Here is an 18,093-nt window from a genome sequence, read left to right on the forward strand (position 1 = left end):
CCACTAATTATGACACCCCATACTATATACCTTTATAAACTCATTCGCAAACTATTCTATCTCCAAATTTGGTACATATTTCACATGACAAAATAATACGATTTGATTATATTACTCCACTTATATTTCCCTTCTTCAACTAACTCTTTAAATCTTAAAGTCATTACATCCCTTCCATACATGAAAGAATTCTCCTGTTCATTAATATTATATTTGAATAATTATTCATTTGACCGACCAGCGATGTTACATTTTCTCGACAAAAAAACTCGCTCTAAAAAGAGCGAGTTTTTTCATTATATATTATTGACCTTTGTACATTGCATCTACTTGTTTTTGAAGTTCCTCATTTTCTAAGAACTCATCATAAGTAGCCTCTTTATCGATTACACCGTTTGGTGTTACTTCGATAATGCGGTTTGCAATTGTTTGCACGAACTGATGGTCATGAGATGTGAATAAGATTGTACCTTTGAATGCAATTAAACCGTTGTTTAATGCTGTAATTGACTCAAGGTCTAAGTGGTTCGTTGGATCGTCAAGTGTGATTACGTTCGCACCACTTAACATCATTTTAGATAACATACAACGAACTTTTTCGCCTCCAGATAATACAGAAACGTTCTTCTTAACTTCTTCACCTGAGAATAACATACGGCCTAAGAAACCACGTAAGAAGCTTTCAGACTCATCTTGTGGAGAGAATTGACGTAACCATTCAACTAAGTTGTAATCACTGTTCTCAAAGTACTTAGAGTTATCTCTTGGGAAGTAAGATTGAGAGGTTGTAACACCCCATTTGAATGAACCGCTATCCGGCTCCATTTCACCCATAAGAATTTTAAATAATGTTGTCATCGCAATATCGTTACGGCCGATAAATGCAACTTTATCACCTTTATTTAAAGTGAAGTACACATTATCTAACACTTTTTCACCATCAATTGTTTTAGAAAGACCTTCAACAGTTAATAAGTCATTTCCTACTTCACGCTCAGGTGTGAAGCCAACGAATGGGTAACGACGTGATGACGGTCTAATATCATCTAATGTAATTTTGTCTAATAATTTTTTACGAGAAGTTGCTTGTTTCGCTTTAGAAGCGTTTGAACTAAAGCGTGCAATGAAGTTTTGTAACTCTTTTACTTTCTCTTCTTTTTTCTTATTAGCATCTTGTGTTAATTTTAAAGCTAATTGGCTTGACTCATACCAGAAGTCATAGTTACCAACATAAAGTTGAATTTTACCGAAATCAAGGTCAGCCATGTGCGTACATACTTTATTTAAGAAGTGACGGTCATGGGATACTACGATAACTGTGTTTTCAAAGTTCATTAAGAAGTTTTCTAACCATTGAATCGCTTTTAAGTCCAAGTGGTTGGTAGGCTCATCTAATAATAGAATGTCAGGTTGACCGAATAAAGCTTGAGCAAGTAATACTTTTACTTTCTCTGCCCCAGTTAATTCTGACAATTTCTTATCATGAAGGTCTTCACCAATACCTAAACCTTTAAGAAGAATTGCAGCTTCTGACTCAGCTTCCCAACCGTTAAGCTCAGCGAACTCACCTTCAAGTTCAGCAGCGCGCATTCCATCTTCATCACTAAAGTCTTCTTTCATGTAAATAGCATTTTTCTCTTGCATTACTTTGTAAAGTTGCGTGTGACCCATAATTACTGTTTCTAATACTGGGAACTCTTCATATTCGAAGTGATTCTGTTTTAATACTGCTAGACGCTCACCTGGCGTAATATGTATGTCACCTGTTGATGGTTCAATTTCTCCAGATAAAATCTTTAGGAATGTAGATTTACCAGCACCGTTTGCTCCGATTAAACCGTAGCAGTTACCTGGCGTGAATTTTATGTTAACATCTTCAAATAATTTGCGATCCGCGAAACGCAAACTAACGTTACTTACTGTAATCATTTGTGTCCTCCTACTAATACCGCTTATTTCAGCGTTTTCTCACCGATTGTCTTAAAAAATCGCATATTACGACTCAATTATTGTAGACTATAGCTATTATATAGTAGAAGCTGGATGAATAGCAACGGTTGATTACCTTTCTACAATGAAATCGGATAGTTTTTGTCCATTCCCCTAGCTATTGTATGTATATCATCGACCTCTTTCTCATATAACCTTTCACTGCTCATTCTGTAATATATCGGATTCATTTTCATCTGAAATATTATATACCGAAAAAACTGTAGAGAAATCATTCCCTACAGTCTCTTCTTATTTCGTATTTATTATTTTTTCTTTGTAACTCTTCATTTTACTCGTTAACCCTATTAACGCCGGTAATAATATCGGCATCACAATTAAAGCTAATAGAAGAAGTGCAACACCAACTACTGACGCAACTTGTATAAGTGTTAATACACCTGATGGAATTAATGCTGCAAATGTCCCGCCTAAAATTAGCGCAGCTGATAATACAACTCCTCCTATATGACGAGATGCAGTTACAATTTTCGTTACCGAATCCCCTTCTATCTCGTTATAGCGCATCATTACGAAAATACTATAATCCACTCCTAAAGCGACAATCATAATGAAGCTAAAGAATGGAACATTCCAGCTTAATGACTCTACATGTAATACATGTGCACTAATTTGTTCGCTTATACCGAGTGATGCAAAGTACGCCAATAGTAATGAGCCAATAATAAATATTGTGTTTAGTAATGAGCGTGTAATTACGATTAATACAATCGCAATGCCAATCAACATAATCGTAGCTGTACGTAAGAAATCTTGCCCTGTTACTTCTTTTAAATCAACGTTTCTAGCTGTTGTTCCGCCAATTGCTGTTTTCGCATCATGTAATTCCGTTCCCTTTACAGTGCCATCGATTGTTTTATTGATTTCTTGAATAATTGGCATCGCTTCTTTTGAATACGGATTTACATCTAAAATGATAGTCATTTTAGCAATTTTTCTATCCTGTGACATGTACGTGTTCAATGCTTTTTGGAAATCTTCTCCCTCTAGCACTTCTTTTGGAATATAAAACTTCTCAGAGCTTTTCGATTCATTGAGCTCCCCTAAATATTTCTGTGCGTCATGCAGGCCATTACTTACTTTTCCAAGCCCTTCTGTACTTTTAGATAAACCGGATTGTAATTGGCCCATCTTTTCCTGCAGGTCTTTAAGGCCGGTTAAAAGTTGTCCCTGCCCATCGTTTATTTTCGTTAATCCAGATTGTAACTCAACTGATTTATTTGCAATTTTTTTTGAACCTGAAGAACCTTCATTTAATCCATTTTTAAGATCGGCTGCTCCCTTTTGTAACTTATTAACTCCATTGCTCATTTCTTTTAAGCCGTTATCCACTTTCAGTAACGATTGATTCGCTTCTTTAAATGAACTCATCGCCGTTTTGTGCTGCGTTGCTAATTGATTTAATTCATTTGAAAGTACGCTTAATTTTCTTTGAGCCTCTTTAGCAATTCCTATCGTTTGTTGTATGTTTGGATCATTCGCTAATTCTGGTTTCGTTTGAACGAAATTGGTCATTAACATTTCAATTTGTTCATATCCCTTTTTCGCACCATCAATCGCTTGAGAAATACTTCCGAAGTATTGATCGTAAGAGTTTAAACCTTTTTCTAACTGTGCATAACCAGCATGCAGCTGCGACGTTGCATTAGATAGAACATTTATATTTTCGTTTACTGAAGCTAAACCACTCTCAATTTGCTGTGCTCCTTGTGCACCGTCGTTTATGCCATTTGATAATTGATGTAAAGCTGTTCCTAATGCTGATACCCCGTTTTTCGCCTCGTTCGTTCCATCAATTAATTTTTGAACATTCGCAAGACTATTTGAATCATTACTTCCCATTTTATTTTTCGCATCTGTTAATCCATCATTAATTTCCTTTATGCCACCATCGGCATCCCCTAATCCTGTATTCAATTCTCCCGCTTGCTTATTTAAATATAATTCTTTTATCTTCTCACCAGTTGGACGTGTTGGTGCATATACTTCTGACACACCTTTAACTTTCGAAATTTTATCAGTTAATTCGTCTAAAATTTGTAGAGAAGTTCCTTCATCCAGCTTTTTATCAGATTGAATGACTAATGTACTCGGTGAAGAGAAACCAGGCGGAAAATGATCCTCTATTACGTTAATACCCATCTTGGATTCATACTTATTATCCACTTCAAATAAATCATTGTAATTAATTGTATTAGAGTATTTTAATACGAAAGGAATCGATATTACGAATACGATAATTAAAGCGACAAATGGCCTTGCTACTGAGTTTTTCGCAAAGAATCCCCATAAGCGACTATCCTCATGACCTTTAAATGTTTTAACTGGATAAAACATTCCTTTTCCTAAAAGCACCATGAAAAATGGATTTAAAGTCGTTAATACGAGTAATAATACTAAAACACCAATTGCTACCGCTGAAGTAGATTGATATAATTTAAAACTTGCTAAAGCAAGTGATGCAAAACCAATTAGCACCGCTATTCCGCTATATAATACAGTTTTACCTGCTGATTTGAATGTTTCTTTCGTAGCTAAAAATGCATTTTCTTGTTTACTTAATTCTTCTTTAAACCTCGTATATAATAAAATGTTATAATCTGTTCCTACCCCAAACAGGACGACGACTACGAACACTTGTGTAAAGTTTGAGAATGGAAAATTAAATTGATCTACAAGCTGGGCAATAATCCCCATTGAAACTAAATACGATATACCAACTGTAAGAAGAGAAACAATTGGAACAACTGGTGAACGGAATACGAGGATTAATACTACAAGAATGAAAATGATTGAAATAACTTCTGTCTTTTTCACTCCCTCTTGAGAGGATTTAAGAAAATCACCCGCTATTAAGTCACTTCCTGTTAAATACGTTTTTACCCCTTTCGTTTGCACTTTTTCATGAAGATTATTTGAAACTTTTGATATTTCACCATGTTTTTTATCTATCGATATTTGCGTTAAAATAGTCGTATTATCTTTAGAAACTAATTGTTTCTCCAAGTCTTTATTGTCTAAATGTGAAACAACTTCCTTAATTCCTAATTGCTCTTTTTCATTTTGCAGGGCGTTGATTGTTTTTGTTATTTCCTTTTTTTGTTCATCTGTTAAAGCTGCCTTATTGCCACTATTAAAAACGGCTATAATTTCATACTTTTCAACCCCTTCTTTATCCATCTCTTTCATCATCTTGTCAGCAATACTGCTTTGCTTTGTATTAGGGATTGTAATTTTCCCTTTTTCTTTCACTAATTGATCCATATTAGGCATCGTTACGACCATTGTAATAGTAATAACTATCCATAATAGAAAAGATAAACTTCTCCAACTTTTTAACTTGCTCATTTGAATCATCTCCCGTTTTGAAAGTTTCACGTTAACAACGGAATGAACGTTCATTCCCTTAGTTACACAAATATCCTTTCCTACTCTCATTTTTTTAAATCTAGTTAGGAATGAATATTCATTCCAGCCCTTGTAAAGCTATAGAATCAAATGATTCTAATAGCATTCCAAGAGCTTTCTTCTAATTCTTTTACTAACTCTTTCGAGTATTCTAATTGCCCTGTTGCAATTACTTTCGTTAATGTTTCTAACGGTTGATATACAATAATAATTAAAGCAATGGGAGGCAATGGACGAAGAAAACCTTTTGCGATTCCATCTTCAATAATATTCATAAAGAAGCCTATAAAATCATCAAATATTTTCTTGCTCTGTTCGTCAAGAAAATAACTATCGCAGTGAGAATTTGTAAATAAAAAAGCATCCACATTGTTTCTCGCAAATTCAAATAAACGGTTGTACGTATGACTAAACTGTTCACGAATATTTGCTTCAACAGGAAAATCCGTTTTTATCATTTCAGAAAGCTGTAACATGCTTTTTGAAAATAATGAGTTAACAAGTGCCTCTTTATTGGCAAAATAGCGATAAATAGTACCCGCACCGACATTTGCTTTTTCAGCGATCATTGGAATTGTCGTACCATCGTAACCACGCTCTGCAAAAAGTTGCATCGCAGCATCAAAAATATCCTCTTGTTTGTTTTTAGCCATTTTTTCCACCTCTATTTTCAGGAATGAAAATTCATTCCGTTTTTAATTATAAATTACATGGATTAAAAGTCAAGTGCGTGACAAAGTATAGTTACGTTTTAGTGAAAAATTATATCAACGATTATTAGAATATATCAGCGATTTTCAGAATATATCGGCGCATCTCCAATTATATCAGCGATTTTCAGGATATATCTACTTGCCGACAACCAAAGAGAAAGCTGTCCCAAAAATTGTTTTTGGGCAGCCCGATTTTCTATTGAAAACTTAAAAGAAATCATAAATAAATGCTTCTCGTACCGGAACTATTTTCTCAAACGCTTGTATTTCCTCTTCACTTCCGCTAATTAATTCTAATTCATTCAGTTGTAACGGACGTTTATAGCCGAACATTATTGTAGATAACTCGTTTATATCCAGTTTGATGCCTTTATCTATTGTTTCCTCTTTTATTATTGTTATTTCATGATTTGCAAACCTCACTGATACGTTATTCCACGGTGCAAATGAATCTGTAATATGTAAAATTAGTTCTTGTTGTACATTGTTCCAGTTTAATTCATATTGTTTAAAGAACTGCTCCACATCTACAATTCTTCCCATAAAATATGGTTTTATTTCTGTCTTCACGCGCGGCTCTTGCAATGAATATAATAACGGTTCGCTTTCACTTACTGTCATTTCAATTTCTTTAATCATAGAATCATGCTGACAAATAAAGTTCCACAGACCATTTCGTGCTTCATTATGCAGTGGTACAAATTCTTCTACTGTCATTTTATAGTTTTCTATTTTGTATAACATGTAACCTGCTGCCTTTTTATTTTCATCATAGTAAATCGCTAATGTTAAATCATCATAAACCGCTTGTAACCACCAGTTCTTCTCTCGAACTAACATACATGAAAAACGTTCTGCAAATGCTTCATAGAGCTTCTCGACTTCTTCTGGATGATTTTCTTTATTAAAACGTTTCACAGTACCATTTACTTGTTTTTTCATCACTAAATCGCTCTTACTTATATGACATTTTAGTAGATTCGCACAAAGTTCCCAGCCGTATTTACGATAAAATGAAACAGCAAATGGATGTAACATAGAGACTGTATAGCCATCTTTTTTCATTGTTTGAAGTGAATGTTGAAGTAGCTCTTTTACATACCCACTTCTTCTGTACTCTGGATACGTCGCTACTCCTGCAACGCCACCCATTTTAAATTTTTCTTTACCTATGTAAATATGAAACGGAATGAGGTGTAGTTTTGCAGCTAAGTCTTCCCCTTCCATAATGCCGTATATTTCATGACTTTCCTTCATCTTTGTAAGTTGCTGCTGTAATCGTTCCTCATCTACTTTATATTGAAAAGCGTATTCTGATAAACGTAATGCTTCTCTGAACTTATCTTCTTTTAATTGTATGACATTCATATAATTCTCCTCCATTCCCTGTTTGAATTGTATCATAATTCTTACTATTATAGTTCGGTAAGTGAAACTACAAGAACGTTTTAACAAAAAAGCAGATACATCACGTATCTGCTTTCCATCCTTTTTATTTAGCTAATTTTTGAAGTTCGTCAAAGAATGTAGGATATGATACACCTACTGCTTCTGCATCTTCAATAATTGTTTTTCCTTCTGCCAGGCAACCAGCAATTGCAAGCATCATTCCGATACGGTGATCACCATAACTATTTACTGTATTGCCTTTTAGAGCTGATTTTCCGTAAATGATCATACCGTCATCAGTTGCTTCTATGCGAGCTCCTAGTTTCGTTAATTCAGCAACGACTGTATCAATACGGTTTGTTTCTTTTACTTTCAATTCATGTGCATCTTTAATTACTGTAATTCCTTCTGCTTGCGTTGCCGCTAATGCGATTACAGGAATCTCATCGATTAATCTAGGGATAATATCTCCGCCAATTTCAATTCCTTTTAATGAAGATGTTTCGATTGTAATATTTGCAGCTGGTTCCGATGCCCCTTCGTTAATTAGATCTACAGTGAACGTAGCACCCATTTTTTCTAAAACATCAATAATACCTGTACGGGTTGGATTCATCCCTACATTTTGTAATACTAGTTTACTATTTGGGATGATTGCACCTGCTACTAAGAAAAATGCTGCTGATGATACGTCACCTGGCACTTGAATGTCTGTTGCTGTTAATTTTTGTCCACCTGACAGCTTCACTGTTTTCCCTTCGCGAGTTACTTTAACACCAAATGCTTCGAGCATTCTTTCTGTATGGTCGCGTGAAATATGTGGTTCTGTAACAGCTGTTACACCTTCTGCACGAAGACCTGCAAGTAAAATAGCCGACTTTACTTGTGCACTTGCAACAGGAGAAATATATTCAATTGCTTTTAAATCTCCGCCACGTATTGTTAACGGTGTAAATGTTCCTTCTTCTCGGCCGTCTATGTTTGCGCCCATTTGTTTTAATGGGTTTGTTACACGCTTCATCGGTCTTTTTGCGATAGATTCATCACCTTGTACGCAAGAGAAAAATGGTGTGTTAGCTAATATACCTGACATTAATCGGATTGTTGTACCAGAATTACCAACATCTAATACAGCTTTCGGTTCTTGTAAACCTTCTAATCCTTTACCAACTACAGTAACCTCATCACCGTTTTGCGTAATTTCTACTCCCATTTCTTTAAAACATGAAATCGTACTTAAACAGTCTGCACCGGGCAAGAAACCTTTAATTGTTGTTTTCCCTTCTGCAATAGAACCGAACATAACAGCACGGTGTGAAATGGATTTATCACCTGGGATTGTAATATTGCCATTCAATCCGTTATTAACAGGTTGTATTGTTCTTTCTTTCACGTTTTTCACCTTCTCATTTAAATTGTTTCATAGGTTTGGTATTCTTCTTCTCCAAGCGCTAGCTTTGCTTTCATACGATCTTCTTCCCTTTGGAAGCTAATACGTAATACCCCAAGCAGTCCTTCACGCGCTTCTAATATTTGCAAGTTTGTAATACTAATTTCCTCGCGCGCCAAAATACTCGTAATATGAGCCAATGCCCCCACCTTATCTAATACATCGACGTATAAGTCATGATAGGCAGGAATTGCCCCTCTCTTTCTTACTGGTAAAGAATCACGGTATTCTTTCGCATCTGCAAAATAGTTTTGAATCTCGCATGCATCTCCGGTAGAAACTGTTTTATATAAATCTTCCATTTCAGAGATCCACTCTTTTAATAATACCATTAAATGCTCTCGATTTTGCTTTACAATATCACTCCACATTTTTGGACTACTAGATGCGATACGTGTAATGTCTTTGAAACCTCCAGCAGCTAGTTGATGAATGAGCGGATTATCTCCTGCATGTTTCTCAACTTGCTTTACTAAACCTGCTGCGATAAGGTGCGGAAAATGACTAACGATCCCTGTTACATAATCATGTTCTTCCGTATTTAAAACAAGAAAATGTGACCCTGTTCCTTTTAACCATACTTTAAGGTCTTCCACTTGTTTATTTGGCACGTGATTCATCGGTGTTAAAATGTAAAATGCATTTTCAAATAAATGTGCCTTTGCACTTTCAACTCCCGTTTTATGAGAACCCGCCATCGGATGGCCACCAATGAAAGAAACATCCTTTGAAAATAAAGCTTCCGCTTCGTTCATAATAGACCCTTTTGTACTACCAACATCAGTCACTATAACATCTTCTCGTAAACGGAATGACGCAAGTTTGTGTAATAGCTTCTTCGTTTCTTCAACTGGAGAAGCAAAAACAATTAAATGTGCCTCTTCACATGCACGCTGTAAATCAACTCCTATTTCATCTACTACGTGTAATTCTTTTGCACGCTCTACTTGCTCTTTAAATATATCGTACCCTGTTATCGTTACATCGTGCTCTTTCTTAATTGCTAATGCGAGAGAGCCTCCTATTAAACCTGTTCCAATTAATACTACCTTTTTACGCATTTGCCTCATCTCGAGACTTATTTTTTTTATTTTCAAAGTGTTGTTTTAACACTGAAATCACTCCTTCATTTTGCTCCCTTGTTCCAACTGTAATACGGACACCCTTTGGGAATGGACGAATAATAAATCCTGCATGTGCACAAGCTTCATAAATCTCTCCAGCATTATCTACCGGTAAGAAGATGAAATTAGTTTGTGACGAATAAAATGGTATACCGTTTTCCTTACAGAAACTCTCGTATTGCTGTAATCCTTCTGTATTCATGTGAACTATTTCTTTAATAAACTCGTCATCACCAAAAGCAATCGTCGCTGCTTTTTGCGCTAATGAAGATACGTTAAATGGTAAACGTACGACATTTAATTTCTCAATTAGCTCTTCCTGTCCGATCGCATATCCAACGCGGAAAGAAGCTAATCCGTATGCTTTAGAAAACGTTCTAAGTACAAGAATGTTTTTATGTTTTTCTAAAAGCGGTAATGTCTCAGGGAAATCTTTTGCTGTTACGTATTCATAGTACGCTTCATCAATGACAATTAACGTATTTTCACTAATGCCTTCAATAAATTGAGTTAATTTTTGCTCATTCACATATGTGCCCGTCGGGTTGTTCGGATTACAAATCCATACGATTTTCGTATTATTATTTACCGCTGACGAAATTTCGTCTAAATCGTATACACCTTTATTTAAAGGAATTTCTTTCACTTCACACCCTTCAATAATCGCATGATGGCGGTACTGCGGGAATGTCGCACCTGCTGTTACAATGTTATCTCCCGCTCGTAATACGGCGCGGCTTATTATTTGAATGATTTCATCTAAACCACTACCACAAAGTACTTGTTCCATTTGCACATGCAACTTATCTGCGATTGTTTGACGGAGCGTTGTAGCACCTCCGTCAGGATATAAAGCATGTTCCAACCAAGAGTTTTGCAGCTCTTCTAAAACTCTCGGTGAACAACCAAATGGATTTTCATTCGATGCTAATTTCACAAACGAATGATCTCCGTACACTTCTTTCATTTGTTCTGGTGATTTACCTGGTTTATATGGTTGTAATGATGATAGTTGATCTTTTACTTGCACGTTAAACCCACCTTTTTATTAAAATTCTTTTGCGTAGTTATTGTGTTGCATAATGTTTTGTTTTAATAATTCCATACGATCTTTTCCGAATTGTTCGACTAGTGCATCTGCAAGTTCCCATGCCACAACAGATTCAGCTACTACACCCGCTGCTGGTACTGCGCAACTATCAGATCTTTCAATACTCGCTTGGAATGCTTCTTTCGTATCAATATCAACGCTTGCTAACGGTTTGTATAAAGTAGGAATTGGCTTCATCACGCCTCTTACGATAATTGGCATACCTGTTGTCATACCGCCTTCTAAACCGCCGGCATTATTCGTTTTTCTCGTGTATCCTTTTTCTTCATCCCACAGAATTTCATCATGCACTTTGCTTCCTGGTTGTCGTGCCGCTTCAAAACCTACGCCGATTTCAGCACCTTTAAATGCATTTATACTCATAATTGCACCAGCAAGTTTTGCATCTAATTTACGATCGTAATGAACGTAACTACCAACGCCAATCGGCATACCTTCTGCAATGACTTCCACAATACCACCGATTGAATCTCCACTACTTTTTGCGTTGTCAATCGCATTCATCATTTCTTGCTCTACTTCTTCATCTAAACATCGAACTGGTGAGTTTTCAGTAATTGTTTGAATTTCTTCAATTGATAAGTTTGAAATATGTTTTGCTTTTACTCCACCAATTTCAAGAACATGTCCTGCAATTCCCACGCCTAATTCGCTTAAAATTTGTTTTGCAACTGCACCAGCAGCTACACGAACTGTCGTTTCTCTTGCAGATGACCGCTCTAATACGTTTCTTATATCACGATGACCATATTTAATTGCTCCATTTAAATCTGCATGTCCGGGACGTGGTTTTGTAATTGTACGTTTCATGTCTTTACTTTCTTTTTCCGAAATTGGCTCTGCACCCATTACTTTCGTCCAATGTTTGAAATCATCATTTTTTACAATTAACGTAATCGGTGATCCAAGTGTCATCCCGTGACGAACACCACTTACAATTTCAACTGTATCTGTTTCAATTTGCATACGTCTTCCGCGTCCATGACCTTTTTGTCTTCTTAATAATTCTTTATTAATATGTTCCGCCGTAAGTGTCAAACCTGCTGGTACACCTTCTAAAATAACTGTTAACTGCGGTCCATGTGATTCTCCAGCTGTAATGTATCTCATTTCTCTTGCCCCTTTACTATTTTTTTGTACAAAAAAGTCCCTACTGAGCGCTCAGTAGGGACGATGTTTATCGCGGTACCACCCTAGTTGTAGACTTCTTTCGTCTACCTCTCTTCTTCTTTAACGATCGTTCGACCGTCTTACCCTCCAAAAGTTGTCGGGAAAGATGCTCCAAGGCTGTAATTCATGCTTACCTTTGTACTGATTCACACCGACCATCAGCTCTCTTTAACAGTGAGATAAGCACTACTGTTTCCTCTTCAATGCATATATGATATGGAATTAAGATAATTTATTTTTGAAACCTTTTAACTCATCCATGAATCTATGGAATTCTGGAATGTCCATTTGTTGTGCAGAATCTGATAATGCAACTGCTGGATCTGGATGAACTTCAGCCATTACTGCATCTGCACCAATTGCAAGTGCCGCTTTCGCTGTTGGTAATAATAAATCTCTGCGTCCAGTTGAATGTGTTACATCAACGATAACTGGTAAATGTGTTTCTTTCTTTAAAATTGGTACTGCAGAAATGTCTAATGTGTTACGTGTTGCTCTTTCGTATGTGCGGATACCGCGCTCACAAAGAATAATTTGATCGTTACCTTGCGCAATGATGTATTCCGCTGCGTTAATGAACTCATCAATTGTTGCTGCTAATCCACGTTTTAATAATACTGGTTTGTTAACTTTACCTACAGCTCGTAATAAATCGAAGTTTTGCATGTTACGTGCGCCAACTTGAATTACATCAACGTAGTCTAATGCCATTTCAACATCGTTCGGATTTAAAATTTCACTAATAATTGCTAAGTCAAACTCGTCTGCTACTTGACGTAAAATTTGAAGTCCTTCTACTCCTAAACCCTGGAAATCATATGGAGAAGTTCTCGGTTTGAATGCACCGCCGCGCATTAATTTTAAGCCTTGGTCTTTCATCGCTTGCCCTACTTGACGAACTTGTTCTAAACTTTCTACTGCACAAGGTCCCATGATGAACGTTTGTGTTCCGTTTCCAATCAATTCACCTTTTACATCAACAATTGTATTTTCTTGTTTCTTTTTACGTGATACTAGTAACGCTTTACGGTTATCATCTTCTTGTAACTCTAAGCTTGCTTTGAAAATCGTTTTGAAAATATGTTGAACTGTTGATGTTTCGAATGGTCCTTCGTTATGCTCTGCAATCATATCAAGTACTTCACGCTCACGTACTGGATCAAAGCGTTTCGTGCCTTGTACTTGCTTTTGCTCTCCAATTTTTTGAACAATTTCACCACGTTTGTTTAAAAGGTGTAATAGTTGTAAGTTAATTTCATCTACCTGTTTACGTAATTGATCTAATTCATGATTTGCCATTTGGAAATCCTCCTCTAATGTTTTAAAAGTATAGTAAGAGAATAAAAAATTCTCTATTTTCTGAACTGACTAATTATACAAATTTATAGTGGAATCGATACCTCTTCTTATTTTAAACTAATAATTCGTACAAAGACATGAACTACTAGTTAAAAACCCACTTTTTTGTACAAAAAAGCCCTACTGATTCAATCAGTAGGGACGATATTTATCGCGGTACCACCCTAGTTGTAGACTTCTTTCGTCTACCTCTCTTCATTGTTAACGATCATCTGACCGTCTTTCCCTTCATAAAGACAATACTATCTTTACTACGAAAAAGATGCTCCAGGACTGTAATTCGCTCTTGTTTATGTACTGGTTTGCACCAACCACCAGCTCTCTGTTACAGGGAAACAACAACTACTGCTTTTCCTTTCAATGCATGACTATTTAATTTTCAAGTTGAACCACTAAAATACAAAAAGTCCCTACTGAATAAATCAGTAGGGACGATATTTATCGCGGTACCACCCTAGTTGTAGACTAACTTTCCGTCTACCTCTCTTCACTGTTAACGATCAATTGACCGCTTTTTCCTCATAAAGACAAACTATCTTTATTACGAAAAAGATGCTCCAAGACTGTAATTCATGATTATCCCTGTACTGGTTCACACCAACCACCAGCTCTCTGTTACAGTAAGACTAACCACTACTGTGATCTCTTCATTGCACTTTGTTTATTCAAATGTTTTTGAAATTGAATAAGTATGATTCGTATTATAGAACGCTTTTCAAAACACTGTCAACAACTTTTTATATATTTTTTTAAATTCCACTTTCGTCCTATAATTCTTTTTGTAAATCACCCATTACAATTCCTATGCGAATTATTTCATTTTCTAGTAAATGTAAAACATATTCCTCTACTTCATACTGAACTAATAATTCTTTTATTTGTATGATTTCTTTTTCAAATAAAACGGCTTCGTGACATGTTTGTAGTAAAATAAAAAACACATTTGCAAACATTTCTTTATGCGCTTTCATACTTTCTTTTTTATGAAGCATTTCAATTAATAACCGCTTCATTTCCTCACCTGTACATTTACCATGTACACTTGAAAATGCACGAGACATAATACATAATCCTTTTTCTAATATTTCATCCATGTATAAAATAATACGTAAAAGCATCACATATTCTCTCGCAGTTATCTCACCCATTTTTGGTCGTTCTCGCAAAAATACACTGAGCCAAGCTGTCCAAAACTTTTGTTGTTCTTTTACACTTAATGTTTTGACGTAATAGCATAAAAACTGCATAAACTTAATTTTATTTTCTTCATTTTCTAGTATGAGTAACGGGTATAACCAATTTGTTTTTTGCTCCCAATATAGTACACATTTAATAAATACAAAGCTAAGCCACTTCAAGAAAGCTTCTCTCGTATGCGGATGTAATACTTCCAAATGTTCTATCGCATACTTAATAAATCGCTTCATTTCTGTAAATAAAGGTAAATTTATTTGCGTGTAACATAAGCCGGCCCATGCATATTCCGTAATCTCATTTTGTTTTTTTAAATCTAAGTATGGTAACAAATATTTTCGGCACCATTGTTTTTCAATATGATATAGAAATGTAATATCTGCTATTAAACGAGCAAACATAAAGTTTGTTCGTTCCGAATTAACTCTTACTTGTTCTTCAAATAAAAATAAATATTCATATACATTACGATCGTATAAATGATCATATGATAACAACTTTAATAATACAGCCGTCATTTTTCCAACTGGATGCTGAATTGATTCATTATAAAAATCTTGTTTCCCAAGCTTAAAGTCTGTATCACTCTTCATAACTTGAGGGAACACTGAAAAAGCAAATCGTTTTACAACACGTATACTGTTCTCTTCTAACTCTTCTAGTCGATTACTAATTTCATATAGAAAACTACTAATTAACCAATGAAAAGCAGTATTTCTAACAAATTTCTGCAATAGCGGAATAATTTTTTGGATTTGCTCATTCGTCAATCCTCGATTATTTCGCCATTCTCTAATACAAACAAACCATACTTCATTACTTATTTCTTGCACTCCTACTAATTGGTATGCAAATGAAATACTCCATTCTGTGTTTAATTTACATGCTTTTGATAACATCTCTAAAAAATGGCGTTGTTCAAAAACACCATCTTGCGAAAATTGCTGAACTTGCTTCATAATTTCAACATCTTTCAGCTGCAATAATCCGTCAGCAGTTACATTACAAGTAATGCTTTCTGCTGTATCTTCTTTCTTTTGTACACTGTATCGTTCAGAATGAAAATGAGGATGCTTTTGCTTCATTAACTCATACCCATTTGCCGTAGATGGGCTATTCGAATCACACTTGAATAATAAGTCTAATACGAGACATGCATCAAATACCCTCTCTTCTGTAAGATGCTTTATTACAGTTCGAGTGACTTCTTCTTTTGTTTTTTCTAAACAATGTGCATAATGCCTTTTTAAAAGTTGAAAAACTTCGTGTTTATAAGTGAAATCTAAAAGAAGTCCTTCATGTAACAACCATTTCATTTTGTCATCTACACGAACAAAAATATTTTTATTCATCGCATCAATTGCAATTCGCTTTTGAAGTACACTATTTGCTTCTATCATTTCTGTAATATAATAATCCGCTTTTTTCTCATTGTTTTCGCATAAATAAGTTAGACACTCTTTTACAATTCGTATTAAAAATGCAAGATCATTTTGATAAAACTCTTTCTCTACATTTTCCTTATTTCTTTTTTTCAGTGCCGTTTGTCTTAACGACAACATTCTCAATTTTTCTAATCCAATCATCATAATTGGAACAGCATAATAAGCGATATATGGCCTCATCTTTTCGTTCCAAATTTGCTCCACATGAGAAAATGTAGATACTGGTAAGCGACTCGATTCCTCGAGTTCTATTGATTCTTGCGTATCATTTCCCCATTTTCTTACACGTTTCAACTTCAGTTTTCCGTCTAAAATAAAAGTTAGTAACAATAAGGCAATTTCTTTATGCTCAGGAAAAGAACATTTTTGCAGTAACTTAGAAATCTTTTCTATAGAGCTACTATCTTTTTCAGCTGTTTCTAATAAAAGGAGTGTCCACCTTGCAAACAACAGCGGGTCCATCTTACTCTTCGTTTCGTTTAAGTAGTTACAAATTGTTCTCCATAATAACGGTGATATTTTAGAATAGTTTTTATAAATTAATTGAAATAATTCTTTCTGATGACTAAAAAGAAATTGTTCCACTAACCATTCTGCAAGTAATTCATCTACTTCATTATAGTTTGGCGTAAGCATAAACAAATTTTGTAATTTACCTTCTGCTTCTAACCATTCGACCCATTCATAATCATGAGCAAATTCCACAAAGTAACGCACTGTTTCAATTTTTTTAATCGATTGCTTTATGTATGATAATTGTTCCTGTTCTACTGACGGGGGAACCGTTACAATATCCCGAATACGCATTCTTTTCGTAATATAATTATCACCCATTAATTCAGCCCAGCGTTTTACCGCTTTTACGAGGGATTGATGATTATTCACCTTATTCGGATACACAATTGGTCTTATCCCTAAATGTTCCCAATGGTACGTATTTTCTCCTTGTGCGACAAAAGCAAATCGTCTTGTACTTGGTGGTAAACCAGTTGCTAAATATTTCATTACTGGGTCATTATGACTATATCCAATGAATAAAACGGTGTAATTTGAGAATAGATCAACTAAAAATCTTCTCGCCCACCCTTCCGTTAAGTAAGCCCTTCCAAAATCACCATCTGTTAAAATTAAAGCCTCTTTCTCCTGTTCTACATTACCATGTATATAAGCAAGACCTTTAAAAGCTCTCCCAGTCGGTAAAGCTGGAGCGTAATAAACATTGATATCTCTATTTATTTCTTTAATTGCTGTTGTAAAATGTTGATCAAAATTTGTTGTTACAATGCGGATTTCTGTATCTAAAGGAAATAGCCTTGGAATTGCATAATGCAATGGATTCGGTTTTGATTTCTCTATATGAACAAGATCTCTTGCGACTTGATGTACATCTTTTGTTTTCGCAATTTTACCAAGATAATAATCATGTGGTTCTGTTATTTCACGTTTTTCGACATATAACGTTTTTGCAATTTCATCAACTAAATCATCAAAATTCGGTAAGTTTGATTTCCCTTTCATAGAAACTCCCGCTCCAACAAATAATACTAACTTTCCTTGCTCAAGGTGATCAATTAACTCATCTGGAATTTCTACTTCTGAAGTAATCCACATCCTGGATTCCCCCTTACCTAAAAATGTCATACACTCTCATTTTACTATAACATTTTTTCATTGTTTTTATAATATTTAGACTAAATTCCGAACATGAAAAAGTTTTATG

At 35.2% G+C, this 18,093-nt stretch carries 10 protein-coding genes and 3 other annotated features; all 10 genes read right to left on the bottom strand.

Translation table 11 applies throughout. The features are described 5' to 3' along the window. Positions 1-303 precede the first annotated feature (303 nt). Positions 304-1,929, bottom strand: a complete 1,626-nt coding sequence (locus tag NST27_RS14170; RefSeq protein WP_000633864.1) for an ABC-F family ATP-binding cassette domain-containing protein — start codon at positions 1,927-1,929, stop codon at positions 304-306. Positions 1,930-2,241: 312 nt separating this feature from the next. Continuing rightward, positions 2,242-5,358, bottom strand: coding sequence for an MMPL family transporter (locus NST27_RS14175; RefSeq protein ID WP_000040299.1), 3,117 nt, complete (start codon positions 5,356-5,358; stop codon positions 2,242-2,244). Positions 5,359-5,504: 146 nt separating this feature from the next. Beyond that, complete coding sequence (locus tag NST27_RS14180) at positions 5,505-6,071, bottom strand: TetR/AcrR family transcriptional regulator (protein ID WP_001107305.1); 567 nt, start codon at positions 6,069-6,071, stop codon at positions 5,505-5,507. Between the two features lie 267 nt (positions 6,072-6,338). Then, a complete protein-coding gene (locus NST27_RS14185) occupies positions 6,339-7,499 on the bottom strand; it encodes a GNAT family N-acetyltransferase (protein ID WP_001100917.1) in 1,161 nt (386 codons plus the stop codon). Positions 7,500-7,623: 124 nt separating this feature from the next. Beyond that, positions 7,624-8,913: a 3-phosphoshikimate 1-carboxyvinyltransferase gene (gene aroA / locus NST27_RS14190; RefSeq protein WP_000664630.1), complete on the bottom strand. Its 1,290-nt coding sequence runs from the start codon at positions 8,911-8,913 to the stop codon at positions 7,624-7,626. A gap of 17 nt (positions 8,914-8,930) precedes the next feature. After that, positions 8,931-10,031, bottom strand: coding sequence for a prephenate dehydrogenase (gene tyrA / locus NST27_RS14195; RefSeq protein WP_001228130.1), 1,101 nt, complete (start codon positions 10,029-10,031; stop codon positions 8,931-8,933). Then, positions 10,024-11,124 (bottom strand): histidinol-phosphate transaminase, encoded by a 1,101-nt coding sequence (hisC, locus tag NST27_RS14200; RefSeq protein WP_001197271.1) that lies wholly within the window; start codon positions 11,122-11,124, stop codon positions 10,024-10,026. Before hisC ends, tyrA begins: the two co-directional genes overlap by 8 nt. Positions 11,125-11,142: 18 nt before the next feature. Continuing rightward, entirely contained in the window at positions 11,143-12,315 is a 1,173-nt protein-coding gene (gene aroC, locus NST27_RS14205) for a chorismate synthase (protein WP_001269427.1), read from the bottom strand. Between the two features lie 53 nt (positions 12,316-12,368). After that, positions 12,369-12,588: a binding site (T-box leader), on the bottom strand. Between the two features lie 9 nt (positions 12,589-12,597). Then, positions 12,598-13,674 carry a bifunctional 3-deoxy-7-phosphoheptulonate synthase/chorismate mutase gene (locus NST27_RS14210; RefSeq protein ID WP_001273575.1) on the bottom strand — a complete coding sequence of 359 codons (1,077 nt, stop codon included), beginning with the start codon at positions 13,672-13,674 and terminating at the stop codon, positions 12,598-12,600. Positions 13,675-13,868: 194 nt separating this feature from the next. After that, positions 13,869-14,104: a binding site (T-box leader), on the bottom strand. A gap of 54 nt (positions 14,105-14,158) precedes the next feature. Beyond that, positions 14,159-14,394 (bottom strand) — a binding site (T-box leader). 107 nt (positions 14,395-14,501) lie between these two features. Continuing rightward, positions 14,502-17,984, bottom strand: coding sequence for a DUF4020 domain-containing protein (locus tag NST27_RS14215; RefSeq protein ID WP_000265225.1), 3,483 nt, complete (start codon positions 17,982-17,984; stop codon positions 14,502-14,504). Positions 17,985-18,093 lie beyond the last annotated feature (109 nt).

Origin of the sequence: Bacillus sp. FSL W8-0770 (assembly GCF_038008705.1) — a bacterium.
In the GTDB taxonomy this organism is placed as follows: domain Bacteria; phylum Bacillota; class Bacilli; order Bacillales; family Bacillaceae_G; genus Bacillus_A; species Bacillus_A cereus.